Annotated in this window: 20 protein-coding genes, 1 tRNA gene and 3 pseudogenes; 17 read left to right on the top strand and 7 right to left on the bottom strand. The window is 73.8% G+C overall.

Annotated elements, in window-relative coordinates; all coding sequences use genetic code 11:
- The first annotated feature begins 117 nt into the window (after positions 1-117).
- From OIE51_RS25815 to OIE51_RS25825, 3 genes are all read left to right on the top strand, one after another.
- Positions 118-528: a BlaI/MecI/CopY family transcriptional regulator gene (locus tag OIE51_RS25815; RefSeq protein ID WP_326600269.1), complete on the top strand. Its 411-nt coding sequence runs from the start codon at positions 118-120 to the stop codon at positions 526-528.
- A 221-nt stretch (positions 529-749) separates the two neighbouring features.
- Positions 750-2117 carry a hemolysin family protein gene (locus OIE51_RS25820; protein WP_326600270.1) on the top strand — a complete coding sequence of 456 codons (1368 nt, stop codon included), beginning with the start codon at positions 750-752 and terminating at the stop codon, positions 2115-2117.
- A complete protein-coding gene (locus tag OIE51_RS25825; protein ID WP_326600271.1) occupies positions 2114-3130 on the top strand; it encodes a hemolysin family protein in 1017 nt (338 codons plus the stop codon). Before OIE51_RS25820 ends, OIE51_RS25825 begins: the two co-directional genes overlap by 4 nt.
- Before the next feature lie 57 nt (positions 3131-3187).
- Here OIE51_RS25825 and OIE51_RS25830 read toward each other — a convergent pair whose 3' ends face one another.
- Positions 3188-3973: an IclR family transcriptional regulator gene (locus OIE51_RS25830; protein WP_326600272.1), complete on the bottom strand. Its 786-nt coding sequence runs from the start codon at positions 3971-3973 to the stop codon at positions 3188-3190.
- A gap of 93 nt (positions 3974-4066) precedes the next feature.
- Between OIE51_RS25830 and hutH the strand changes: the two genes are divergently transcribed.
- The 6 genes from hutH (at position 4067) to OIE51_RS25860 (ending at position 11380) form a co-directional block, all read left to right on the top strand.
- Entirely contained in the window at positions 4067-5605 is a 1539-nt protein-coding gene (gene hutH / locus OIE51_RS25835) for a histidine ammonia-lyase (protein ID WP_326600273.1), read from the top strand.
- A gap of 54 nt (positions 5606-5659) precedes the next feature.
- Positions 5660-7318, top strand: coding sequence for a urocanate hydratase (gene hutU, locus OIE51_RS25840; RefSeq protein ID WP_326600274.1), 1659 nt, complete (start codon positions 5660-5662; stop codon positions 7316-7318).
- Between the two features lie 26 nt (positions 7319-7344).
- Complete coding sequence (locus tag OIE51_RS25845) at positions 7345-8532, top strand: allantoate amidohydrolase (RefSeq protein WP_326600807.1); 1188 nt, start codon at positions 7345-7347, stop codon at positions 8530-8532.
- Positions 8533-8830: 298 nt separating this feature from the next.
- A complete protein-coding gene (gene hutI / locus OIE51_RS25850; RefSeq protein ID WP_326600275.1) occupies positions 8831-10045 on the top strand; it encodes an imidazolonepropionase in 1215 nt (404 codons plus the stop codon).
- A gap of 49 nt (positions 10046-10094) precedes the next feature.
- On the top strand, positions 10095-10547 hold the full coding sequence (locus OIE51_RS25855; protein ID WP_326600276.1) for an NfeD family protein: 453 nt from the start codon (positions 10095-10097) through the stop codon (positions 10545-10547).
- Entirely contained in the window at positions 10544-11380 is an 837-nt protein-coding gene (locus OIE51_RS25860) for a slipin family protein (RefSeq protein WP_326600277.1), read from the top strand. Before OIE51_RS25855 ends, OIE51_RS25860 begins: the two co-directional genes overlap by 4 nt.
- A gap of 412 nt (positions 11381-11792) precedes the next feature.
- On the opposite strand, the gene rox is transcribed toward OIE51_RS25860, so the two are convergent.
- The 4 genes and pseudogenes from rox to OIE51_RS27055 form a co-directional block, all read right to left on the bottom strand.
- On the bottom strand, positions 11793-13340 hold the full coding sequence (gene rox / locus OIE51_RS25865; RefSeq protein WP_326600278.1) for a rifampin monooxygenase: 1548 nt from the start codon (positions 13338-13340) through the stop codon (positions 11793-11795).
- A gap of 605 nt (positions 13341-13945) precedes the next feature.
- The gene (locus tag OIE51_RS25870; protein ID WP_326600808.1) at positions 13946-14860 is read right to left on the bottom strand and encodes an NADP-dependent oxidoreductase; all 915 of its coding nucleotides are present in this window, start codon (positions 14858-14860) and stop codon (positions 13946-13948) included.
- Positions 14861-15063: 203 nt separating this feature from the next.
- Positions 15064-15322: pseudogene (locus OIE51_RS25875) on the bottom strand (helix-turn-helix domain-containing protein); the annotation flags it as partial.
- Positions 15321-15664 (bottom strand): annotated as a pseudogene (locus OIE51_RS27055) (Tn3 family transposase); the annotation flags it as partial. The pseudogenes OIE51_RS27055 and OIE51_RS25875, both read right to left, overlap by 2 nt.
- A gap of 195 nt (positions 15665-15859) precedes the next feature.
- On the opposite strand from OIE51_RS27055, the gene OIE51_RS25880 reads away from it, so the two are divergent.
- The 4 genes from OIE51_RS25880 (at position 15860) to OIE51_RS25895 (ending at position 19029) form a co-directional block, all read left to right on the top strand.
- The gene (locus tag OIE51_RS25880; RefSeq protein WP_326600279.1) at positions 15860-17077 is read left to right on the top strand and encodes a helix-turn-helix domain-containing protein; all 1218 of its coding nucleotides are present in this window, start codon (positions 15860-15862) and stop codon (positions 17075-17077) included.
- A 130-nt stretch (positions 17078-17207) separates the two neighbouring features.
- Positions 17208-17579: a hypothetical protein gene (locus OIE51_RS25885; protein ID WP_326600280.1), complete on the top strand. Its 372-nt coding sequence runs from the start codon at positions 17208-17210 to the stop codon at positions 17577-17579.
- A 408-nt stretch (positions 17580-17987) separates the two neighbouring features.
- Positions 17988-18063: transfer RNA gene (locus tag OIE51_RS25890), tRNA-Ser, on the top strand.
- A 135-nt stretch (positions 18064-18198) separates the two neighbouring features.
- Complete coding sequence (locus OIE51_RS25895; RefSeq protein WP_326600281.1) at positions 18199-19029, top strand: pentapeptide repeat-containing protein; 831 nt, start codon at positions 18199-18201, stop codon at positions 19027-19029.
- Between the two features lie 21 nt (positions 19030-19050).
- Here OIE51_RS25895 and OIE51_RS25900 read toward each other — a convergent pair whose 3' ends face one another.
- Positions 19051-19470 carry an arsenate reductase ArsC gene (locus OIE51_RS25900; RefSeq protein WP_326600282.1) on the bottom strand — a complete coding sequence of 140 codons (420 nt, stop codon included), beginning with the start codon at positions 19468-19470 and terminating at the stop codon, positions 19051-19053.
- Positions 19471-19571: 101 nt separating this feature from the next.
- On the opposite strand from OIE51_RS25900, the gene OIE51_RS25905 reads away from it, so the two are divergent.
- Together OIE51_RS25905 and OIE51_RS25910 are read left to right on the top strand one after the other, a co-directional pair.
- Positions 19572-19880: an ArsR/SmtB family transcription factor gene (locus tag OIE51_RS25905; RefSeq protein ID WP_326600283.1), complete on the top strand. Its 309-nt coding sequence runs from the start codon at positions 19572-19574 to the stop codon at positions 19878-19880.
- A gap of 40 nt (positions 19881-19920) precedes the next feature.
- Positions 19921-20739 (top strand): aquaporin, encoded by an 819-nt coding sequence (locus OIE51_RS25910; RefSeq protein ID WP_442812019.1) that lies wholly within the window; start codon positions 19921-19923, stop codon positions 20737-20739.
- Here OIE51_RS25910 and OIE51_RS25915 read toward each other — a convergent pair.
- Positions 20685-20843: pseudogene (locus OIE51_RS25915) on the bottom strand (transcriptional regulator); the annotation flags it as partial. The gene OIE51_RS25910 and the pseudogene OIE51_RS25915 overlap by 55 nt on opposite strands.
- A 59-nt stretch (positions 20844-20902) precedes the next feature.
- On the opposite strand from OIE51_RS25915, the gene OIE51_RS27060 reads away from it, so the two are divergent.
- Together OIE51_RS27060 and nhaA are read left to right on the top strand one after the other, a co-directional pair.
- Positions 20903-21286 (top strand): hypothetical protein, encoded by a 384-nt coding sequence (locus tag OIE51_RS27060; protein ID WP_442812020.1) that lies wholly within the window; start codon positions 20903-20905, stop codon positions 21284-21286.
- A 38-nt stretch (positions 21287-21324) separates the two neighbouring features.
- The gene (gene nhaA, locus OIE51_RS25925) at positions 21325-23211 is read left to right on the top strand and encodes a Na+/H+ antiporter NhaA (RefSeq protein WP_326600284.1); all 1887 of its coding nucleotides are present in this window, start codon (positions 21325-21327) and stop codon (positions 23209-23211) included.
- The last annotated feature ends 26 nt before the right edge of the window (positions 23212-23237 follow it).

Raw genomic sequence — 23237 nt, forward strand, 5'->3', positions numbered from 1 at the left:
GTACGCCCCACCAGCGAGATCGCCATCTACGGCTGGAGTACTCACACGTGGGACCGCTCCCGGATTTCCATACTGAGCGTTGAACCGTCTTGTGCGGGGCGGCTGAGGGGAGACCGTGTGAGGGACCAGGACCAGGACCAGGACGGGCGGCCCCGGCGCCGGGGCCGGGGCGAACTGGAGGCCCAGGTGCTCGCCGCGCTGCGGCGGGCGGAGCGGCCGGTCGCCGCCGCCTGGGTGCGGGAGTGGCTCGGTGGCGGCCTCGCCCACACCACCGTGGTGACGATCCTCTCCCGCCTGCACGCCAAGGGCGCCGTGACCCGGGAGCGGGCGGGCCGCGCCTTCGTCTGGACGCCCGCCGCGGACCGGGCCCGGCTCGCCGCGCGGCGGATGTGCCAGGTGCTGGAGGGGGAGCCGGACCGCGAGGCGGTGCTGGCCGGGTTCGCCGCCGCGCTGTCGTCCGCGGACGCGCGGCTGCTGCGCGGCCTCCTCGGCCCGGCGGCCCCCCGCGAGCCGCGCGGCGCCCGCTGACCGGGGTCCGCGGCGGGCGGGCCGTATCATCATCGGCAGTGTCTTCGACATCCGTGTAGAAACAGGGGCCACCGGCTCCGCCGGCCCCCCGTCCGGGCCGGTCACCGGCTCAGAAGGAGCATCCGCCCCACGATGGACGAGCCTCCCAGTCCACGTCCCCGTCGTGTAGCCGCCCGCGTCCCGCGCGAGTGCCCCGAGTCGGCCCGGACGGGGGTGCCCCGGTGACGGAAGTCGTGCTGCTGCTCGTCGCGTTGTCGCTGACGCTGGCCTGCGCGGTGTTCGTGGCCGCCGAGTTCTCGCTGACGACCGTGGAGCGCGGCGAGCTGGAACGGGCCGCCGCCGCGGGCGACAAGGGCGCCGCGGGAGCGCTGGAGGGCGTGCGCGCGCTGACGTTCCAGCTCTCCGGCGCGCAATTGGGCATCACGGTCACCTCGCTGGTGATCGGCATGCTGGCCGAGCCGTCGCTCGCCGGACTGCTGCGCGGGCCGCTGGAGGCGGCCGGGCTGACCGGCGGCGCGGCGTCCACGGCGGCCGTCGCCCTCGGCGTGGCGCTCTCCACGGTGGTGCTGATGGTGGTGGGCGAGCTGGTCCCGAAGAACTGGGCGATCTCCCGGCCGCTGGCCGTCGCCCGGGTGGTCGCCGGGCCGCAGCGAGGCTTCACCGCCGCGTTCGGCCCGTTCATCCGCCACCTCAACGGGACCGCCAACCGCCTGGTCCGGCGGCTGGGCCTGGAGCCGGCCGAGGAGCTGGCCTCCGCCCGCACCCCGCAGGAACTGGTCGCGCTGGCCCGGCACTCGGCGGCCGAGGGCGTCCTGCCGCAGGACTCGGCCGAGCTGTTCGTCCGCACCCTGCACCTGGGGGAGCTGACGGCGCAGAGCGTGATGACGCCGCGCGTGGACGTCCACGCGCTGGCCACCGTCGCCAGCGCCGCCGACGCGGCCAACCTGACGCTGGCCACCGGCCTCTCCCGGTTCCCCGTCTACCGCGACGGCCTGGACGACGTCGTGGGCGTCGTCCACATCAAGGCCATCCTCGCCCTCGGCGACCGGGTGCGGGCCATCACCCCCGTCTCCGACGTGATGGCCGAGCCGCTGCTGGTGCCCGACAGCGTGCCGGTGGACCGGCTGCTGGACCGGCTGCGCGGTGGCGGCGGCGCGCTGGCCGTCGTCGTGGACGAGTACGGAGGCACCGCCGGGGTGGTCACCCTGGAGGACATCGTCGAGGAGGTCGTCGGAGAGGTCCGCGACGAGCACGACCCCGCCGAGGCGCCCGACCTGGCCCCGGCCGGACCCGGCGTCTGGGAGGCCGACGGCGGCGTCCGCGTCGACCGGCTCGCCACCATCGGCCTGACCGCGCCGGACGGCCCGTACGAGACCGTCGCCGGGCTGCTGGCCACCGCGCTCGCCCGGATACCCGCGGCCGGTGACACCGCCGAGACGGCGGGCTGGCGGCTGACCGTCCTGGCCACCGCCCACCACCGCGCGGTGCGCGTCCGGATCACCGCGCCCGGACCCGACGGCCAGGACACGCCCGACGCCCCCCAGGACCCCGACACCGCCGACCGCCCCCACCACCGGGACCGACCATGACGGCCTTCCAACTCGCCCTCGGCGCGCTGACCCTGGTCACCAACGCCTTCTTCGTCGGCGCCGAGTTCGCCCTCATCTCGGTGCGCCGCGACCAGATCGAACCGCGCGCCGAGGCCGGTGAACGGCGGGCCCGCACCGTGCTGTGGGCCCTGCGCCACCTCTCGCCCATGATGGCCACCGCCCAACTCGGCATCACCGTCTCGTCCCTGGTGCTGGGCGCGGTCGCGGAGCCCGCCATCGCGCACCTGCTGGAGCCGGCCTTCGACGCCGTCGGCGTCCCCGGCGCGCTGGCGCACCCGATCGCCTTCGCCGTCGCGCTGTCCCTGGCCACCTATCTCCACATGCTCATCGGGGAGATGGTCCCCAAGAACATCGCCCTGGCCGCCCCCGAGCGGACCGCCCTGGTGCTGGGCCCGGCGCTGGTGGCGGTGACCCGCGCGCTGCGGCCCGTCGTCTTCGGCATCAACGCCTTCGCCAACGTCCTGCTCCGGCTGCTGCGCGTGGAGCCCAAGGACGAGATCGCCTCCGTCTTCACCGATGACGAACTCGCCCGTATCGTCAAGGACTCCAGCGACGCCGGGCTGCTGGAGGCCGCCGAGAGCGAGCGGTTGCGCGACGCCCTGGCGCTGGGCACCCGGACCGTCGCCGAGATCGTCGTCCCGGTCGGCCGCATGACCACTGTCGATCACCGGGTCACCCCCCGGCAGTTGGAGCGGGTCTCAGCCACCTCGGGCTACTCCCGCTTCCCCGTCACCGGACCCGGCACGACGGTGCTGGGCTTCCTGCACGTCAAGGACGCGCTCGGCGCGGCGGCCCGCGACCGGCCGTTCCCGCGCGAGGCCCTGCACCCGGTCATCCGCATCCGGCCGGAGACGCCGCTGGACGACGCGCTGACCGCCATGCGGGCGGGCAGCACCCACCTGGCCGCCGTCACCAGCGACAAGGGAACACTGCTCGGGTTCGTCACCATGGAGGACGTCCTCGGTGACCTGGTGGGCCCCGCGCCCCGCTGACCGCCCGCCGCCGCCTCCCGCCCGCCGACCGCTCGCTCGCCGCCGGCCGCCCGCCGGTCAGGGCGCGCGGGTGCGGGGCGCGGCCGGGCGCCCGGCGACGCGCAGCGTCAGCTCCCGCGCGGTCGCGATCACCTGCCCGGCGATCCGTTCCCGTCCCGCCGCGTCCGCGTCGCCGTCCGCGAAGGTGACGGCCACCCCCGCCACCGGGCGTCCCGTGTGGTCGGTCACCGCCGCGGCGACCGAGGAGAAGCCCGCCGTGACCTCGCCGCTCTCCACCGCGTAGCCGCGCCGCCGCACCCCGACCAGATCGTGCCGCAGCGCCGTCATGGACCGTGGCCCCGCCTCGGTGCGCCGCACGAACGCCGACGCGTCCGGGAACAGCGCCCGCACCTGGGCCCCGGGCAGCAGCGCCAGCACGGCGCGACCGCTGGCGGTCAGGTGCGCGGGCAGCCGGACGCCGGCCTCGGTGACCAGCGGCGCGCGGCCCGGGGCCCGTTCCTCGATGATGTACAGCACCTCGCGCCCGTGCGGCACGGCCAGGTGCGCGTTGTGCCCGGTGCGGTCCACCAGCGCCGCCAGCGGCGCGCGGGCCAGCCGTTCGAACGGCGCCTGCCGGGTGTAGCCGGAGCCCAGCTCGAAGGCGCTGACGCCCAGGCCGTACCGGCGCTCCTCGGGCAGGTGCACCACGAAGCCCGCGCCGATCAGCGTGTCCAGCAGGTGGTACGTCGTGGAGCGGGGCAGCCCCATGTCACGGCTGATCGCGGCGGCCGGCACCGGGGCGGCCTGCCGCGCGAGATATCGGAGCACGGCCAGCACCTGGGCCGCGGCCGGAACGGTCGCCACCCGGTGAGCGTAACCCGCCGCATGTCTGGGATCCCAGACGGAAAACGCCGCCGGGTGCTGGATCCCGCCCGCCGCCTGGGGCTTCATGGAGCCATGAACGAAGTTGTCGTCGGACCCGGACCGCTCACCCCCGCCGAGGTGGTCGCCGTCGCCCGGCACGGAGCCCGCGTCACGCTCTCCGCCGCGGCGCGGGACGAACTCGCCCGCAGCCGCGAGGTGATCGGGGCCCTCGCCGCCGACGCCCGGCCCCACTACGGCGTCTCCACCGGATTCGGCGCCCTCGCCACCCGGCACATCCCGGCCGAGTCGCGCGCCCGGCTGCAGCGCGGCCTGATCCGGTCCCACGCCGCCGGCTCCGGCCCCGAGGTCGAACGCGAAGTCGTCCGCGCGCTGATGCTGCTGCGCCTGTCGACGCTGGCCACCGGCCGCACCGGCGTCCGGCCGGTGACCGCCCGCACCTACGCGGCGCTGCTCAACGCCGGCCTCACCCCCGTGGTGCGCGAGTACGGCTCCCTGGGCTGCTCCGGCGACCTGGCGCCGCTCGCGCACTGCGCGCTCGCGGCCATGGGCGAGGGCGAGGTCCGCGACGCCGGAGGCGTCCCGCGCCCGGCCGGGGAAGCCCTCGCCGACGCGGGGATCGAGCCGCTCGTCCTGCGGGAGAAGGAGGGGCTGGCCCTGATCAACGGCACCGACGGCATGCTCGGCATGCTGTTGCTGGCCTGCCACGACCTGCGGCTCCTGCTGCGCTGCGCCGACATCGCCGCAGCGATGAGCGTGGAGGCGCTGCTCGGCACCGACGCCGTGTTCGCCGCCGACCTCCAGGCGCTCCGGCCGCATCCGGGCCAGGCCGACAGCGCGGCCAACCTCCGTGCGCTGCTGGCCGGTTCGGGCATCATGGCCAGCCACCGCGGCCCCGCGTGCACCCGCGTCCAGGACGCCTACTCGCTGCGCTGTGCCCCTCAGGTGCACGGCGCGGCCCGCGACACCCTCGCGCACGCCGAGCTGGTGGCCTCTCGCGAGCTGGCCGCCGCCATCGACAACCCGGTGGTCACCCCGGACGGCCGGGTCGAGAGCAACGGGAACTTCCACGGCGCCCCCCTCGCCCACGTCCTGGACTTCCTCGCCATCTCCACCGCCGACGTCGCCTCGATCGCCGAGCGCCGCACCGACCGGTTCCTCGACGTGGCGCGCAACCACGGGCTGAGCGCCTTCCTCGCCGACGACCCCGGCGTGGACTCGGGCCACATGATCGCCCAGTACACCCAGGCCGCCATCGTCGCCGAGCTGAAGCGGCTCGCGGTCCCGGCATCGGTCGACTCCATCCCCTCCAGCGCCCTCCAGGAGGACCACGTGTCCATGGGCTGGTCGGCCGCGCGCAAGCTGCGCCGCGCCGTCGACGGGCTCACCCGCGTGGTGGCGATCGAGCTGCTCACCGCCGCCCGGGGCCTGGACCTGCGCGCGCCCCTGGCGGCGGCACCGGCCACCGCCGCCGTCCGCGCCGGGCTGCGGCGGCGGGTTCCCGGCCCGGGACCCGACCGTTATCTCGCGCCCGAGATCGAGGCCGCCGTGGTCTACACGGCGTCCGGCGAGGCCCTCGCCGCCGCCGAGTCGGTCACCGGCCCGCTCCGCTGAACGCGCGTCCCACCGATTCCCCCCGATCCCCACCGACAGGACAGGACCCCACCCATGCACGGTGCCCGCCCCGTCCGTGCCGCCCGCGGCCCGGACCTCACCGCCCGCGGCTGGCCCCAGGAGGCCGCGCTGCGGATGCTGCACAACAACCTCGACCCGGAGGTCGCCGAGCACCCCGACGAGCTGGTGGTCTACGGCGGCTCTGGGAAGGCCGCCCGCGACTGGGCGTCGTTCGACGCCATGGTCCGCACGCTCCGGGATCTCAGGGCCGACGAGACCATGCTCGTGCAGTCGGGACGGCCGGTCGGCGTGATGACCACGCACGAGTGGGCGCCCCGGGTGCTGATCGCCAACTCCCACCTGGTGGGGGAGTGGGCGACCTGGGAGGAGTTCCGGCGGCTGGAGGCTCTCGGTCTCACCATGTACGGGCAGATGACGGCCGGTTCGTGGATCTACATCGGCACTCAGGGCATCCTCCAGGGCACTTATGAGACGTTCGCGGCGGTGGCGGCCAAGCGCTTCGGCGGCTCGCTCGCCGGGACCGTCACGCTCACCGCCGGACTCGGCGGGATGGGCGGCGCCCAGCCGCTCGCCGTCACGATGAACGGCGGCGTCGCGCTGTGCGTCGACTGCGACCCCCGCGCGATCGAACGGCGTATCGCCCACGGCTACCTGGACATCCGCGCCGACACGCTGGAGCACGCGCTGCGGCTGACCGGCGAGGCCCGTGACGCCCGCCGGCCGCTGTCCGTCGGCCTGCTGGGCAACGCGGCGGACGCCGTGCCCCGCCTGCTGGCCCTGGGCGCGCCGATCGACGTCGTCACCGACCAGACCTCCGCCCACGACCCGCTGGCCTACCTGCCGCTCGGCGTCGACTTCGCCGACATGGCCGCCCTCGCCCGCGAGAAGCCGGCCGACTTCACCCGCCGGGCGCGGGAGTCGATGGCCCGGCACGTCGAGGCGATGGTCGGCTTCCAGGACGCGGGCGCGGAAGTCTTCGACTACGGCAACTCCATCCGGGGCGAGGCCCGACTCGCGGGCTACGAGCGGGCGTTCGCGTTCCCCGGCTTCGTACCCGCCTACATCAGGCCGCTGTTCTGCGAGGGCAAGGGCCCCTTCCGCTGGGCCGCCCTGTCCGGCGACCCGGCCGACATCGCCGCCACGGACCGCGCCGTCCTCGACCTCTTCCCGGACAACGAGCCGCTCGCCCGCTGGATCCGTCTCGCCGGCGAGCGGGTCCGCTTCCAGGGCCTCCCCGCCCGGATCTGCTGGCTGGGCTACGGCGAACGGGACCGGGCCGGGGAGCGGTTCAACGAGATGGTGGCGGACGGCACGCTCAAGGCGCCGGTCGTCATCGGCCGCGACCACCTGGACTGCGGCTCGGTCGCCTCGCCCTACCGGGAGACCGAGGGCATGCGGGACGGCTCGGACGCGATCGCGGACTGGCCGCTGCTGAACGCGATGGTGAACGTGGCCTCCGGCGCGTCCTGGGTCTCCGTCCACCACGGCGGTGGCGTCGGCATCGGCCGCTCCCTGCACGCCGGGCAGGTGACGGTCGCGGACGGCACGCCACTGGCCGCCGAGAAGATCCGCCGGGTGCTCACCAACGACCCGGGCATGGGCGTGATCCGCCACGTCGACGCGGGCTACGACCGGGCCGAGGACATCGCGGCGGAGCGCGGCGTCCGCGTCCCCATGCGGGAGGAGGCGTGACGGCGAGCGCCGGGGCGTTCACGGAGATGTGGCGCGAACTGCTGCCGGTCGGACGCGACTTCGGCTCCGGCGGGTACCGGCGGTTCGCCTGGACCGGCGCCGACGCCGACTGCCGCGCCTGGTTCCGCGCGGCGGCCGGGGCGCGCGGGCTGGCGTACGAGGTGGACCGCAACGGCAACCAGTGGGCGTGGCTGGGCGATCCGGCCGCCGGGGACGCCGTGGTCACCGGCTCCCACCTCGACTCCGTCCCGGACGGCGGCGCCTTCGACGGGCCGCTCGGCGTCGTCTCGGCGTTCGCCGCCCTGGACGGGTTGCGGGCCCGCGCCGCCCGGCCGCGCCGCCCCCTCGCCGTGGTCAACTTCGCGGACGAGGAGGGCGCCCGCTTCGGCGTCGCCTGCGCCGGGTCCCGCCTGACGACTGGTCAACTCGCCCCGGAGCGGGCCCGGGAGCTGCGCGACGCGGACGGGATCTCCCTCGCGCGCGCCATGGAGCGCGCCGGGCACGACCCGGAGGCCCTCGGCCCCGACCCCGAACGGCTCGGCCGCGTCGGCGTGTTCGTCGAGCTGCACATCGAACAGGGCCGTCGGCTCGACCTGTCGGGCCACCCGGTCGGCGTCGCCTCCGCCATCTGGCCGCATGGCCGCTGGCGGTTCGACTTCCACGGCGAGGCCAACCACGCGGGCACCACCGGCCTGGAGGACCGCCGCGACCCGATGCTCACCTACGCCCACACGGTGCTCGCCGCGCGCAAACGCGCACGGCTCGCCGGGGCGCTGGCCACGTTCGGCAAGGTCGCCGTCGAGCCGGGCGGCGTCAACGCCATCGCCTCCCTGGTCCGGGGCTGGCTCGACTCCCGCGCCCCCGACGAGGCCACCCTGCGTGCCGTCGTCGCGGAGATCGAGCGGACGGCGGCCGAACGCGGCGCGCGCGACGGCGTCGACGTCCGCGTCACCCGCGAGTCGTTCACCCCCGTCACCGAGTTCCACGGCGGTCTGCGGGACCGGGTCGCCGGGCTCCTCGGCGGCGCCCCCGTCCTGCCCACCGGCGCCGGCCACGACGCGGGCGTACTCTCGGCCGCCGTGCCCGCCGCCATGCTGTTCGTGCGCAACCCCACGGGCGTGTCCCACTCACCCGCCGAATCGGCACGCGAGGACGACTGCCTGGCCGGGGTCACCGCCCTCACCGACACCCTGGAGGCCCTCGCATGCCGGTGAGCCCGCCCGGGGTCCGCGCTGACACCCACATCCCCGCCGCCGGGACGGCGACGCGGTGGCCGCCCGCGCCGGCTCCGCTGCCGCCACGACCACGCGGAGCGGCCTCCTCTCCGCCGGCGCCGGTCCGCCGTCGGCGGCTTCGGTCGGACGGGGTCCGCCCACGGGGCCGGGGGCACCGGATGACCCGGCCGGAGCGGGCCGCCGGGGCCGGCGGAACGCCCGCCGCCGCCCGGGCACCCCGGATCGTCGTCGGTGCCCTCGGTCCGGTGCGCCCGCCCAGGGCCGGGGGAGCCACCCCGTGACCGGGCCGGAGCGGGCCGCCGGGGCCGGGGCCGGCGCGACGGTTGTCGTGAACATCGGGCGCCTCGTCACCAACGACCCCGGCCGGGGCTCCGGTGGACCGCTCGGCGTCATCGAGGACGCCGCCGTCGTCATGGACGCCGGCCGCGTCGTCTGGGTCGGGGCCACCCGCGCGGCGCCCGCCGCCGACATCCGCGTCGACGCCGCCGGACGGGCGGCCGTTCCCGGTTTCGTGGACTCCCACTCCCACCTGGTCTTCGCGGGCGACCGGACCGACGAGTTCAACGCCCGCATGTCGGGCCGTCCCTACCGCGCGGGCGGCATCCGCACCACCGTCGCCGCCACCCGGGCCGCCTCCGACGCCGACCTCCACGCCACGGTCGCCCGCCATGTGCGCGAGGCCCTGCTCCAGGGGACGACCACCATCGAGACCAAGTCCGGCTACGGCCTGACCGTGCGCGACGAGGCCCGCGCCCTGGCGATCGCCGCCGCCCACACGGACGAGACGACGTTCCTCGGCGCCCACATCGTGGCCCCCGAGTACGCCGGTGATCCGGCCGGCTACGTCGCCCTCGTCACCGGACCCATGCTGGACGCCTGCGCCCCCCACGCCCGGTGGGTCGACGTCTTCGTCGAGCGCGGGGCGTTCGACGAGGACCAGGCGCGGGCCGTCCTCACGGCCGGCGCCGCGCGCGGCCTGACGCCCCGCGTCCACGCCAACCAGCTCACCCACGGCCCCGGCGTCCGGCTCGCCGTCGAGCTCGGCGCCGCCTCCGCCGACCACTGCACCCACCTCACCGACGCCGACGTGGACGCGCTGGCCGACGCGGGTGGCGCGACCGTCGCGACCCTGCTGCCGGGAGCCGAGTTCTCCACCCGCGCCCGCTACCCCGACGCCCGCCGCCTCCTCGACGCGGGCGTCCCCGTCGCGCTGTCCACCGACTGCAACCCGGGGTCGTCGTTCACCAGCTCCATGCCGTTCTGCGTCGCGGTCGCGGTCCGCGAGATGGGGTTCACCCCCGACGAGGCGGTGCACGCGGCCACCGCGGGCGGCGCCCGCGCCCTGCGCCGCACAGACATCGGCCGACTGGTCCCGGGCGCCCGCGCCGACCTGGTGCTGCTCGACGCGCCCAGCCACGTCCACCTCGCCTACCGCCCCGGCGTCCCCCTGGTCCGCGACATCTGGCGGGCCGGCGAGCGGGTCGCACGCTGACGGCGGCCCCGAAGCGCCGCGCGCGGCGACCTCCGGCACCATGAGGCGTATGGGCAGTATTCCGGACATATGGGGGCTGGTCGCGCCCCTCGGGCCGGGCCGGACCCCGGCCGTCCGGCTGTTCGCGCCACCCGGGGCGGCGCTCGCCACCGGGGCGGTGGACGTGCTCACGGGCATCGCGCTCGCCGGGCTCGTCGCCCTCGCCCTGGCGGCGGCCGTCGCCGGATCGCTGCTGGCCGTCCGCCTCGCCCGGCGGGCCTTCCTGGCCCGGCCCACCACCGGCCGGGAGGCGCTGCTCGGCCGCGAGGCCGTGGTGCGCCGCACCGGGAACGGCGCCGGTCAGGTGCTGCTGGAGGGGGCGTGGTGGACCGTGCGCGGCAGGGACGCCCCCGTCAGGGAGGGGCAGCGCGTCCGCGTGGTGGGCCAGGAGGGGCTTGATCTGGTTGTCGAGGACGCCGGCCCACGAACGGACCGTCGCGCCGCCGAGGAGGAACCCCCGTGAAAGCACTGCTCATCACCGCGATCGTCGTCGCGGCCGTCCTGCTGCTGCTCACCCTGATGGCCGTCAAGGTCGTCCCCGAGTACGAACGAGGCGTGGTCTTCCGCCTCGGCCGGATCATCGGCGCCAGAGGCCCGGGACTGTTCCTCATCATCCCGATGGTCGACCGCATGGTCCGCGTCTCCCTGCGGACGGTCACCATGGACATCCCGCCGCAGGACGTCATCACCAAGGACAACGTGACGGTCCGCGTCAACGCCGTGACCTATTTCAACGTGGTCGACCCCAACCGCTCGGTGGTCGCCATCGAGAACCACATCAAGGGCACCTCCCAGATCGCCCAGACCACGCTGCGCAGCATCCTCGGTCAAGTGGACCTGGATGAGCTGCTGATCAACCGGGACGAGATCAACCAGCGGCTTCAGCGGATCATCGACGACGTGACCAACCCGTGGGGCGTCAAGGTCACCCTGGTCGAGATCAAGGACGTCGAACTGCCCGAGACGATGCGCCGCGCCATGGCCCGCCAGGCCGAGGCCGAACGCGACCGGCGGGCCAAGGTCATCCACGCCAAGGGCGAGTTCGAGGCCGCCGAAACCCTGTCGGACGCCGCCGAACGCCTCGAACGGCACCCGGCCTCGATGCACCTGCGGATCCTGTCCACGATGACCGAGATCGCCAGCGAGCGGAACTCGACCCTGATCTTCCCGCTCCCGATGGAAATCCTCCGCCTGGTCGACAGCCTCACCCCCACCCACCCCGACCGCCCGCACCCCGACACCCGCCCACAGCCCCGGCCGGTGTCCCACGACGGATCGAGACACGGCCGGGCGTAGCCGCGTCGAGGGCCGCACCCGACGCCGCGCCGGCCCGGTCGACTCCGCCCCCACGCCCGCCCACCGGCACGCGACCGGAGCCCTGACCTCTGCTCTCAGCCCTACGCGCGCCCTGCGCGGAGTTCCCGCGCCTGAGAGCTGAGTGTCTTGTGCACGACGCCGACCGAGACGCTGACACCAGCGGCGATTTCGCGAATCGTCTGTCGTGAGACGAACGCACGGCCGCCTGCGCCGATCCACTCCGCGGTGCTCTTCCGCCGTCCTCCGGTCGTCACTCGGAGGCTCACCCTCCTCGCAGGCCGACCCTGGCGCCAGAGAGCACCACGGCTGATGCTGCCTCCAGCCTTCCGCTCGTCAGTCGCTACTGGCCGTTCGATCCTCCTCACGGGCCTTTTCGGTTGCTCAGGCGACATCAGTTGGCGGGCTTGCCGAACCAGCGGGAGAGGTGGTCGTCCAGGTCCTGCTGATCGTCGCCGATCCACGCGACGTGGCCGTCGGGGCGTAGCAGGACGCACGGAACATCCAGTACCGCAGTGGGATCCGCGAGGTAATCGACCCGGTCTGGCCAGCCCCCGACGGTCAGGCGTTCGGTGCGGTCCAGCAGCAGGCCGCGGCCGCGATGCAGCAGACCGTAGAGGTGGCCCTGTTTCACGTCGATGTCGCGCAGGCGGCGGCCGAGCAGGTCGGGGCCTTCGCCGAAGTCGTAGCGGATGCCGATCGCGGTGATCTTCTCGATCAGATAGCGGTTCACCTCGTCGAAGTCCATCAGTTCGGTGAGCAGCCTGCGCACGGCCTGCGGGCCCGGTTCGGTGGAGTGCAGTTCCATCTGGGCGCGGGTGTTGTCCAGCACGTCCGCGGCGACCGGATGACGTTCGGCCTGGTAGGTGTCCAGCAGTGTTTCCGGCGCCCAGCCGCGGATCTGGGCGGCCAGTTTCCAGCCGAGGTTGAATGCGTCCTGAACGCCCAGGTTGAGGCCCTGTCCGCCGGTGGGTGGATGGATGTGTGCCGCATCGCCGGCCAGCAGCACCCGCCCGACCCGATAACGTTCGGCCAGCCGGGTGGCATCGCCGAAGCGGGACAACCAGCGCGGGGAGTGCACGCCGAAATCGGTTCCGGCGATGGCGCGCAGCTGTTGTTTGAAATCCTTGAGGGTGGGCGGTTCCGCGCGGTCGCTGACTCCCGCGGCGGGGACTACGACGCTGTAGACCCCTTCGCCGAAGGGCCGGAGCCAGAATCGCTGATGGGTCTCGCGGATTTCGGTCACCTTGGCGGCGATCTCCTCCTGCGGCACGCCCACTTCCATCTCGCCCATCAGCGTCTCGGTCCGTGAGGGCTCGCCCGGGAAGCCGACACCGAGCAGCTTGCGCACCGTGCTGCGCCCGCCGTCACAGCCGACGAGATAGCGCGAACGCAGCTGTTCCCCGTCGGCCAGCTCGACGGTCACACCCTCGTCGTCCTGCTCGAAACCGGCGACCGCGCAACCGCGTCGGACCTGCGCACCCAGTTCGATCGCATGTTCTTCAAGAAGATGTTCGATGACCGGCTGCGGGATACCCAGCAGATAGGCGTACGCGGAATCCAGGCCCTTGGGCGCGGGTTTGGGGATGGCGGCGAAGAAACCGCCGGCCGGACGCTGTCTTCCATGCTGGAGAACGCGATCCAGCAGTCCGCGCATTGCCATCAGCTCGATACTGCGAATATGCAGACCGACTATGCGGACGAACGACACGGGCTCGGTTTCCTTCTCCAGAACGAGGACCCGCACATCGTGCAGCCGCAGCTCGGCGGCCAGCATCGCGCCAGTCGGCCCGCACCCGGCAATGATCACGTCGAACATGAGGGGCGCGCGATCGGCGCCGGAGGCCGGCGAGCAGGGAACTCCGGGGACGTCGCCCACGGTGAAGTCGCGCTCGACCGCATCGTTCGACGACGGCTCGGCGGTGAACTGCCGAGAGTGCATAGGTGTTGCCTTTCGGGAGTGCCTTGTTGGCGAGGCGCTCCCGGCGACACCTACGTCAATCGCCCGACCGTGACGGGAAGCGGGAGCACCCACATCGATACAGCGTTCATGGGTCTCACCTCCTCGGGCGGTGTCACGGTCAGCCGCAAGCTACAAGCCCCAGCGTCACCCCGTCCAATCCTTTCCCGGCCACGTGATCACGACTCCGCACGGGCCTGTGCGGTCGCGGGGCGAACCCGGCGTGGCGGCCTGGAAGAAGGGCCGGCTGCGGCGCGGCTGCTCTGCGGGCAGTTCTTGTGCACCGGCCGGAACGGCGGGGTCTGCGCCCGTGTGGCGCTGGCGGGTCCACGGTGCGCGAACGTGCGTACACGTGCGTTCCTCGACCGCCGCGGTGATGCGCCACTCATACGGCGTCGAGGCGTCCGCAGAGGGTTCTTGTCGCCCCGCGCGGAGCGAGGGTTGCCCTCGGGGCGCCCTGGCTCCGCGCGCGGGCGAGTTGGAAGATGGCATAGCTCAATCGCCCGTCGCGCGCCGCGTTCGGCAGCTCCGACGCGGTGGTGTCGGACATTGTCGCTCCCTGACCACAAGAGTTTGGGGGTGATCGGTTAGTTGACGGTGAGGACGATCTTGCCGCGGTTGTGGCCGGCATCGCTGGCCTGCTGCGCCTTGGCGGCTTCTGCCAGCGGGTAGGTGGCGCTGAGCGTGGTCACCAGTGTGCCGTCGGCGGCCTGCCGGGCCAGTTCGGCCAGCCGCGCGGCGGAGCGGCGCTGCGGGCCCTCCGCGAAGACGACGCCGAGTTCGCGGGCGCGGAAATCGGCGGTGGTGACGATCCGATCGGTGCCGCCGCGCAGGATGATGGAGTCCTCCAGTGCGCCCTTGCCCGCGGCGTCGAAGACAGCGTCCACCCCTTCGGGGGCGAGCTCGCGGACCCGCTGGACCAGGTTGTCCCCGTAGACCAGCGCGGTCGCGCCGAGCGCGGTGACGTACTCCTGGTTGGCGGCTCCGGCCGTGCCGATAACGCGGGCGCCGCGTGCGACGGCGAGCTGGACGGCGATGGTGCCGAGCGCGCCGGACGCTCCGTGGATCAGCAGCGTCTCACCCGAGGTGACGCCGAGCAGGTCCAGCACGCGTTCGGCACCGTCGCTCGCCACCGGAAGGGCAGCGGCGTGTGTCCAGTCCAGGCCGGTCGGCTTGGGCGCGAGGACGGCCGCGGGTGCCAGGGCGTACTGGGCGTAGGAGCCGGTGTCGGACCAGCCCAGGACCTCGTCCCCCACCTTCAAGTGGTCGACGCCCTCGCCGACGGCGTCGACCACACCGGCGATCTCCCCGCCGGGGACGGCGGGCAGCGTGGTGGGGAAGATGGCCTCCATGACACCGGAGCGGATCTTGCCGTCCACCGGGTTGACGCCAACAGCCTGTACACGCACACGGACCTGGCCGGAGCCGGGCTGAGGAATGTCGATCTCCGCCTCGTGCAGAACCTCGGTACCGCCGAACGCGTCAAAAACGATGGCCTTCATCACGGTGGTCTCCTCAAGTGGAATGCCGCGCCGACCGTTCCGTGGCCAGCCACATAAAAGTAACATCGATTGCGTGGCTAGCCAAGTAATCGCTTCGAGGGGATCCCGGAGGCAACCCGCCTGTCTTCAAACGCTGGCGAGCTCAAGTGATCAACGCACCACCCACGGATGATCACGTGGTCGTGGAGGCACAGGTGCCGGTCGCGCTCGTAGCGGCGGATCACCTGACCGGTGGGACGGTCCAGCCAGGCCAGGCGGTTCAGGCCCGTGCCGGACGAGGACGCGGAGGACGGTGGAGGCGGGCAGGCCCAGGATGGGGCCGATGCGGGCCGGCCCGAGCTTGCGTGCCGTGCGCAGCTCGACCACCCGGGCCTCGACCGCCGCGGGAGTGCGGCGCGGGACGGTGCGCGGTCGGCTGGGCCGGTCGGCAAGGCCGGCCTGTCCCTCGTCCGCGTACCGGCGCTCGAGTCAGGACGTCGTAGCCGGGGTTCACCACCGGGGTCAGGCCGATGTTGCACGCCTCGGACGACCAGCAGCGCGACCACCGAGGTGGACAGGTCCTTCATCCGGGTGGTGCCGTCCCCGAGGTGGATTGAAGGCGTCGAGGAAGCCGGTCCAGGCGTTCACCTCGAACAGCAGTCCGGCAGGTCGACTTCGGCAGCATCCGCTCGACCCTCTTGCGCAGCCAGGTCAGGGACTTCGGCTCGCCGAGCCACCGAGTTTGTCGACGTTCAGCTTCACCCGCCCGTCGTCCTGCACCTCAATGGAGACCTTCGCCGCCGGCCCAGCGAGCTCGCGCTCAGCAGGGGTCTCAAGAGCCGCATGACGAGAGATCGTCACGTACGGATCTGCGAGGGCTGAGGGGTGAGAATCCCCTCGGCTGCTCGGCGGGAAGATCTGGCCCGCCCATGAACAGCCGGACGACGCGAGCACACAGAAGAAAGCCCCGTCCTATGCTGGCGAGTGACTAGCAAGTCGCGCATAGGACGGGGCACTTCCATGCATGACTCTCCCCTCCCCGGTGACCGCCTGCGAGAGTTCCGCCGCGCCCGCGGCATGACCCAGGAAGTGCTGGCCGAACGTGCCGGCCTGAGCCTCGGCGTCGTGAAGAAGATCGAGCGCGGCGGCTCGGCGCGGATCGAGACCTACCACGCGCTGGCCCGCGCCCTGAAGGTCCGCACGTCCGCCCTCTTCGAATCTGGCGGCCCCCACCAGCGGCGCCGGACCAACGACGACAACCTGACACTGATGCCGCTCCGGCAGGCCATCGCGCCCCCCGCCACGTTCGCCGGTCGCCTGGACACCATCGCCGCCGACGAACCCGACCTCGACCAGCTCCAGCGCGTCGCGACCGATGTCGCCCGCGCCTACCACCGCGACGACTACGACGAGGTCGCTGAGCTACTGCCGTCGCTGGTCCGCTCCTCCCACGTCGCTGCCGCCCACTTCAGTGGCGACCGCGAACACGACCGCGCGGTCCGACTGCGCGCGAACGTACTTCAGATGGCTGGCCGCTACCTCACCCAGGTCCGCGCCTACGACCTGGCGCATGTCGCGCTCAGAGACGCGGTCCGCGACGCTGACACGGTCGGGGACCGCGCGGTCGTGGCGGGTGCGGTTTACCAGCAAGGCTGGCTGCTGATGCGCCAGGGGCGGCTGGACGAGGCCGAGCAAATCAGTGCCATGACGGCCGAGGAGATCGAGCCGCGTATCTCCCGGGCGTCGCCAGCGACTCTCGGCGTGTGGGGGAAGCTCCTGGTTCACGCCTCAGCCGCGGCGGCCAGGAACAACCGGCCGCGCGAGGCTCGGGAGTATCTGCGGCTGGCGAGGACGGCAGGTGCGGCGCTCGGCGGCAGCGGGGCCCTGGAGATGTCGTCCTGGGGCCGGTTCGACTGGCGGACGGTCGCGTTCCAGGGAATCGAGAACCAGCTCGTCGCCGAGCGCCCGCGCCGGGTGCTGGCCCTGTCGGCGAGGATGCCGAAGGCGTCGCGGACGTTCATGCGGCGGCATCTTCTGGACGTGGCGCAGGCCCACGCGATGCTGCGGCAACCGGATGAGGCAACCGCGATTCTGGCCGGGCTGCTGGATGAGACGCCGGAGTGGTTGCGGCACCAGCGGATGGCGGCGGACGCCTTCCAGACAGCACTAGGGTCGAGCAAGCGGCGTCGGCTGAGCCCGCAGCAGCGGCAGTTGGCGCGGTTCTTCGAGGTGACTTAAGGGTTACGAAGCGTAGTCCGCCCGCTCCGCACGGGAACGAACAGCCACGCTTCATGTCTGTAAGGCGTTGATCACCGGCCGTAGTTTCGGCTGTGTGATCCGCGCTCTTGCCGCTCCGTACCCCCACTGGATGCCGACCGTCGAGCAGGGGGTGCGGAGGCTGCCGTCCGGCCGTTGGTGGGAAGCGGTGCGGGTGCCCGCCTACCGGGCGCGGCACGTCCTCACCTGGCTCGGCTCCACCTCCGGCGCCGTGCTCCTCCACCAGGACGCCGAGCCCATCTACACCTGGCTCATCCGGCTCGGCGCGGCCGACATGTGGGACCAGGCCACGCTCGGCGTGATGGTGCCGCGTCCCGGCACGGTCATCCGGGTCCCGCCCGCGACGTGGTGCGGCGGGCCCGGCACCCGGTGGCTGGTGCCGACCGGCCCGACCGGCCTCACCTCCCCGGACCGCCTGCGGCGCGCGCTGGAACAGACCCCGCTCGGAGGCACCTATGCCTGAGCCGGAGCGCTCTGCCGCGCGTCTGCTCATCACCTGCGCCGACTGCCGCCAGCACTACCTGGATGGCGCACTCCACATCTGCCCACTGATACGGCCCGAGTCGCTGCCGCCCGAACTGGCCGGGCGCGACCTGGCCCAGCAGCTGACCGCCCGCCAGTGGGCCGGCGCCGACTGCGTGCACTGTGCCCGCTGGCTCGGCGACCAGGTATCCGGGCAGCCCCGCGTCGTCGCCACGGTGCGCCGCTGCGAGCTCCGTGCGTGCGCGCCCAGATGCCCGCCGCGCCAACCCCACGTGCCGACCAGCCCCTGGACCCCGCGCCCGCCGGCGGCGCCACGCGGCCGAAGGCGGGCGACGCCCGACTCCCGCCAGGGAGCGCGCCAGACGAGCCGGCGACGCCGAGGCGACCCGCCCGGGTGCGTCAACGGCCGGAACCGGCGCCCCCGAAGCGCGCTGAACGCGGTTCGGATCCGGCCCCGGGCACCACCCCGGCCCCGGGCACTCGGGTCGATGAGCGGATACGTCAGCCCATGCCGAAGCCGTCATGGGCTGACGGACCCCCTGTGCCGCTGTGCGACTTCGGCTGAGCATGACGTCGCGCACTCACCCGGCCGGGGCAGAATGGCGCTTGTGACGCCCCACGCCCTCCCCGAACCCGCCGATCTCCGTGCCGACTGCGCGAACTGCTTCGCGCTCTGCTGCGTCGCGCTGCCCTTCGCCGCCTCGGCCGATTTCGCCGTCGACAAGGCCGCCGGGCAGCCGTGCGGGAACCTGCGCGCCGACGACTTCCGCTGCGGCATCCACCCGCGCCTGCGCGGCGAGGGCTTCGCCGGCTGCACCGTCTTCGACTGCTTCGGCGCGGGCCAGAAGGTTTCCCGGCTCACCTTCGGCGGCCGGGACTGGCGGCGGGACCCGAAGGCGGCACGCCGGATGTTCGAGGTCTTCCCCGTGATGCGCGGACTCCACGAGCTGCTCCGGTACCTCACCGAAGCCCTCGCCCTGCCCGGCGCCCGCCCCCTGCACGGCGATCTCCGCCGCGCGCTGCGCGCCACCGACCGCCTCACCCGCGCGGACGCCGAAGCGCTCGCCGCCGTGGACGTGGCGGCGGTGCGGCAGGACGTCAACGCCCTGCTGTCGCGCGCCAGCGAGCTGGTCCGGGAGAAGGTCCCGGGCCGCAGACGGAACCACCGGGGAGCCGACCTGATCGGTGCCCGCCTCGCCGGCGCGAACCTGCGCGGCGCGAACCTGCGCGGCGCCCGACTCGTCGCGGCCGACCTGCGGAAGGCCGACCTGCGTACCGCCGACGTGACCGGCGCGGATCTCCGCGACGCCGATCTGCGCGGCGCCGACCTCACAGGTGTCCTCTTCCTCACCCAGTCCCAGCTTGACGCGGCCCGGGGCGATGGCGCGACAAAGCTGCCCGGGACCCTCACCCGCCCGGCGCACTGGTAGCCCGCGCGGGCGCCCGGCCGGTCAGCCGGCGGCGCGGGCGTCGATCTCGGCGATCAGCTCGCGGACGCGCTTCTCGATCTCGTCGCGGATGGGCCGCACGGCCTCGACGCCCTGGCCGGCCGGGTCGTCCAGCAGCCAGTCGCGGTAGGTCTTTCCGGGGAAGACGGGGCAGGCGTCGCCGCAGCCCATGGTGATGACGTAGTCGGACGCCTGAACGGCCTCGGTGGTGAGCACCTTGGGGTGCTCGGCGGTGATGTCGACGCCGACCTCTCGCATGGCCTCGACGGCGGCCGGGTTGATCCGGTCGGCGGGCAGGGAGCCGGCCGAGCGCACCTCGACGCGGTCGCCCGCGAGGTGGCCGAGGAAGCCGGCGGCCATCTGGGAGCGACCGGCGTTGTGGACGCAGACGAAGAGGACGGACGCGGCGGGGGTCGCGGACATGTGGGTCATCCTTCGGTCTTCGGCGGTAGCGGGCGGTCGTGGGTGATGGTGGGCGGGGGCCGGGCCGGCAAGGGCTCCGGCCGGTGTGAAAGTATCAGCTCATGCTGACTTCAGTCGATACTGATGTGATCCGGGCGCTGGCCGATCCGCTGCGGCTGAGGATCGTGGCCCTGCTGGCCCGGGAGACGCTGTGCACCACACACCTGGTGGCCGAGACCGGTGCCCGGCAGACCAACCTCTCCAACCACCTGCGCGTGCTGCGGGAGGCCGGGGTGGTGGAGACCGAACCCTGCGGCCGGTTCACCTACTACCGCCTCAGGCCCGAGGCGCTCGACGTCCTCACGGGCCGGCTCGCCGAGCTGGCCGCCACCGCCCGCGCGAACGCCGAGCGCAAGCGCGCCTGCCCCTGACCGTCCGTCGACCGTCCGTCCATCGCCCAGGAGTGCAAAGTTGACCGCTGCCGAGCTTCCGACCGCGCCCGCCCCTGAGTCCGCTGAGTCGGCCGGGCCGGTGTCCGCGCCCGGTGCCACCCCGCCGCGCGTCCCGCCGGCGCGCCGGGCCGCCGCCGAACTCGTCGGCACCGCCGCCCTGGTGGCGGTGGTCGTCGGCTCGGGCATCCAGGCCACCGAGCTGACCGAGGACGTCGGCGTCCAGCTGCTGGCCAACTCCCTGGCCACGGTCTTCGGCCTCGGCGTGCTCATCGTCCTGCTCGGACCGGTCTCCGGCGCGCACTTCAACCCGGTCGTCACCCTCGCCGAGTGGTGGACCGCCCGTCGCGGCGGCCCCGGCGTCACCGCCCGCGAAGCCGCGTTCTACCTACCCGCCCAGACGGCGGGGGCGATCGTCGGCGCGGTGCTGGCGAACGCCATGTTCGACCTGCCGGCCGTCGAGTGGTCCACGCACGAGCGTTCCGCCGGGCACCTGCTGCTGGGCGAGCTGGTGGCGACCGCCGGGCTGGTGCTGCTGATCTTCGGCCTGGCCCGCACCGGCCGTCTCGCGTTCGCCCCGCCCGCGGTGGCGTCCTATATCGGCGCGGCCTACTGGTTCACCTCCTCGACCTCCTTCGCGAACCCGGCCGTCACCGCTGGACGCGCCTTCACCGACACGTTCGCGGGGATAGCGCCCGCCTCCCTGCCCGGCTTCGTCGGCGCGCAACTGGCGGGCGGTGTCGCGGGACTCGCCCTCGTCGCCCTGGTCTTCGGCGCTCCGGCGCCGCGCCGGTCGAGCATCGCGGACATCGCGGCGACGACGGAGGGCGCGACCCGGTAGTACAGCCCCCAGGTGCCGCGCCGCTGCGAGGTCAGTGGCCCGGCCTCGCGCGGTTTCTTCGGGTGGTGGCTGACCGTGGGCTGCGCGACGCCCACGTCCGCGATCTGGTGGTGGACGCCGGGCGCGCCGAGCAGCCGTTCACCGTGCACCTCGCGGGCGGCGGGTGGGTCGTCGTCCCGGCCGGGATCGACGCCGCCGGCACCTGGTCCCCGCCCAACCCGCCCTGGGCGCCGACGGCTGTCCGGCCGCCGGCGAGGAGGCCGCGGCGGGCCGGCTGACCTACCGCGTCCCCGACCTCGACGACCCGGCGTCCGCGCCCGTTACGCGGGGAAGCGCACCGCCGTTCACGCTCCGCCGGGCGCCGGGCCGGCCCGGCACCGCCGCCGAGCAGGCCACGCGCCGGACCTTCGCGATGTATCCGTGCTGGCTCGCCGTCGAACGCCGTTACGACGACACCGGGCTGGCCCGCCTCGGCCTGGCCTGCCCGCCGCGCCTCATCATCGGCCATGACGATGTCCTGGCCGACCGCCGGCACGGACCGCCGTAGCTCGGCCCGCCACCCGCCGGGGGCGGGAGAATGGCGGGATGAACCACCCCGCACCCACGCCCCGGCCGATCGGCCAGACCTCGTGCGGCGGCGAGATGCGCACCCCGCTGCGCGACTTCCTGCGCACCGAGACCGGCAGCGCCGCCGTCCTGCTGGCCGCCGCGCTCGCCGCGCTCGTCTGGGCCAACCTCGGCCCGGACGGCTACGAGTCGTTCTGGCGCACTCACCTGTCCATCCGGCTCGGCTCCCACGGCGTGTCGCTGGAGCTGCGCGAATGGGTGAACAGCGGCCTGATGACGCTCTTCTTCTTCGTCGTCGGCCTGGAGGCGCGCCGCGAGTTCGACACGGGCGACCTGCGTGAACGCCGGCGTTTCACCCTGCCGCTGCTCGCCGGGATCAGCGGCATGCTGGTACCCGTCGCGATCTACCTCGCCCTCAACGCCGACGACGGCGCCGCGGGCGGCTGGGGCGCCGCCATGTCCACCGACACGGCGTTCGCGCTCGGCATGCTCGCCGTCTTCGGCTCCCGCCTGCCGGGCGGGCTGCGCGTCTTCATCCTCACCGTCGCCGTCGTGGACGACTTCGTGGCGCTCGGCGTCATCGCCGTCGCCTACAGCGAGCGGATCGAGCCGTCGGCGCTCCTCGCCGCCCTCGGCCTCTTCGGCGCGATCCTGCTCGTGCGCGCCGTGGGCGTGCGGCGCGGCGCGGTGTACGCGGTGCTCGCGGTGGCGGCCTGGGCGGCGCTGCTGGAATCGGGCGTGGACCCGGTCGTCATCGGCCTCGCCATGGGCCTGCTGACCTACGCCTACCCGGCCGCGCGCACCGATCTGGAGCGGGCCAGCGGCCTGTTCCGGCTGTTCCGCGAGCAGCCGACGCCCGAGCTGGAACGGTCCCTGCGGCTCGGCCTCGCCACCGCCATCTCCCCGAACGCGCGGCTCCTGGGGCTGTACCACCCCTGGAGCAGCTATGTGATCGTCCCGCTGTTCGCCCTCGCCAACACGGGCATCACCGTCAGCGGAAGCGAGCTGTCGCGGGCGTTCGGCTCGCCGGTCACCCTGGGCATCCTCTTCGGCTTCCTGCTGGGCAAGCCCCTCGGCATCGTCGGCACCGCCTGGCTCACCACGCGGCTCAGCGGCGGCCGGCTGCGCCCGCCGGTCGGCTGGGGCGCCACCGTCGCCGGGGGCACCATCGCGGGCGTCGGCTTCACCGTCTCCCTGCTGATCGCCACCCTCGCCTTCGAGGGCGACCGGCTGGCGGAGGCGAAGATCGGCATCCTCTCCGCCATGGTCTGCTCGTTCGCCGCCACCTGGGCGGTCTCGGCGGTGATCGGGCTCCTGCCCCGGCACTCGCGGACGCGGGCCCTGTTCGGCACGGCCGAGAGCGTCGTGGACCTGGCCGTCCCCGTCGACCCGGACCGCGACCACGTGCGCGGCTCCCTGGACGCGCCGGTGACGGTGGTCGAGTACGGGGACTTCGAATGCCCGTACTGCGGTCAGGCCGAGCCCGTGGTCAGGGAGCTGCTGGCCGACTTCGGGGACGTCCGCTACGTATGGCGGCACCTGCCGCTCAACGACGTCCACCCCAACGCCCAGCTCGCCGCCGAGGCCGCCGAGGCGGCGGCCGAGCAGGGCGGCTTCTGGGCGATGCACGACCTGCTGCTCGACCATCAGGGCGCCCTGCGCGCCACCGATCTGCTGCGCTACGCGGCCGATATCGGCCTGGACACCGACCGCTTCCACCGGACGCTGCGGGAGCACGGGGGCGGCGGCCGGGTCGCCGAGCACGTGGAGTCGGCGGACCGCAGCGGCGTGTCGGGGACGCCGACGTTCTTCATCAACGGGCGCCGGCACCACGGCGCCTACGACATCGGCGGCCTCTCCGCCGCGGTGCGCGCCGCCCGCGAGCGGGCCGCGCTGGTGCGCTGAGGCGCGGGGCGGGGTGCGGCGGGGCG

It is taken from the genome of Streptomyces sp. NBC_01803 (assembly GCF_035917415.1).
Lineage (GTDB): Bacteria > Actinomycetota > Actinomycetes > Streptomycetales > Streptomycetaceae > Streptomyces.

Coding starts and splice junctions, on each gene's coding strand:
- OIE51_RS25825 (WP_326600271.1), top strand. CDS start 2,114: ATGACGGCCTTCCAACTCGCCCTCGGCGCGCTGACCCTGGTCACCAAC.
- hutH (WP_326600273.1), top strand. CDS start 4,067: ATGAACGAAGTTGTCGTCGGACCCGGACCGCTCACCCCCGCCGAGGTG.
- hutU (WP_326600274.1), top strand. CDS start 5,660: ATGCACGGTGCCCGCCCCGTCCGTGCCGCCCGCGGCCCGGACCTCACC.
- OIE51_RS25845 (WP_326600807.1), top strand. CDS start 7,345: ATGTGGCGCGAACTGCTGCCGGTCGGACGCGACTTCGGCTCCGGCGGG.
- OIE51_RS25855 (WP_326600276.1), top strand. CDS start 10,095: ATGGGCAGTATTCCGGACATATGGGGGCTGGTCGCGCCCCTCGGGCCG.
- rox (WP_326600278.1), bottom strand. CDS start 13,340: ATGCACTCTCGGCAGTTCACCGCCGAGCCGTCGTCGAACGATGCGGTC.
- OIE51_RS25870 (WP_326600808.1), bottom strand. CDS start 14,860: ATGAAGGCCATCGTTTTTGACGCGTTCGGCGGTACCGAGGTTCTGCAC.
- OIE51_RS25880 (WP_326600279.1), top strand. CDS start 15,860: ATGCATGACTCTCCCCTCCCCGGTGACCGCCTGCGAGAGTTCCGCCGC.
- OIE51_RS25885 (WP_326600280.1), top strand. CDS start 17,208: ATGCCGACCGTCGAGCAGGGGGTGCGGAGGCTGCCGTCCGGCCGTTGG.
- OIE51_RS25895 (WP_326600281.1), top strand. CDS start 18,199: ATGGCGCTTGTGACGCCCCACGCCCTCCCCGAACCCGCCGATCTCCGT.
- OIE51_RS25900 (WP_326600282.1), bottom strand. CDS start 19,470: ATGTCCGCGACCCCCGCCGCGTCCGTCCTCTTCGTCTGCGTCCACAAC.
- OIE51_RS25905 (WP_326600283.1), top strand. CDS start 19,572: ATGCTGACTTCAGTCGATACTGATGTGATCCGGGCGCTGGCCGATCCG.
- nhaA (WP_326600284.1), top strand. CDS start 21,325: ATGAACCACCCCGCACCCACGCCCCGGCCGATCGGCCAGACCTCGTGC.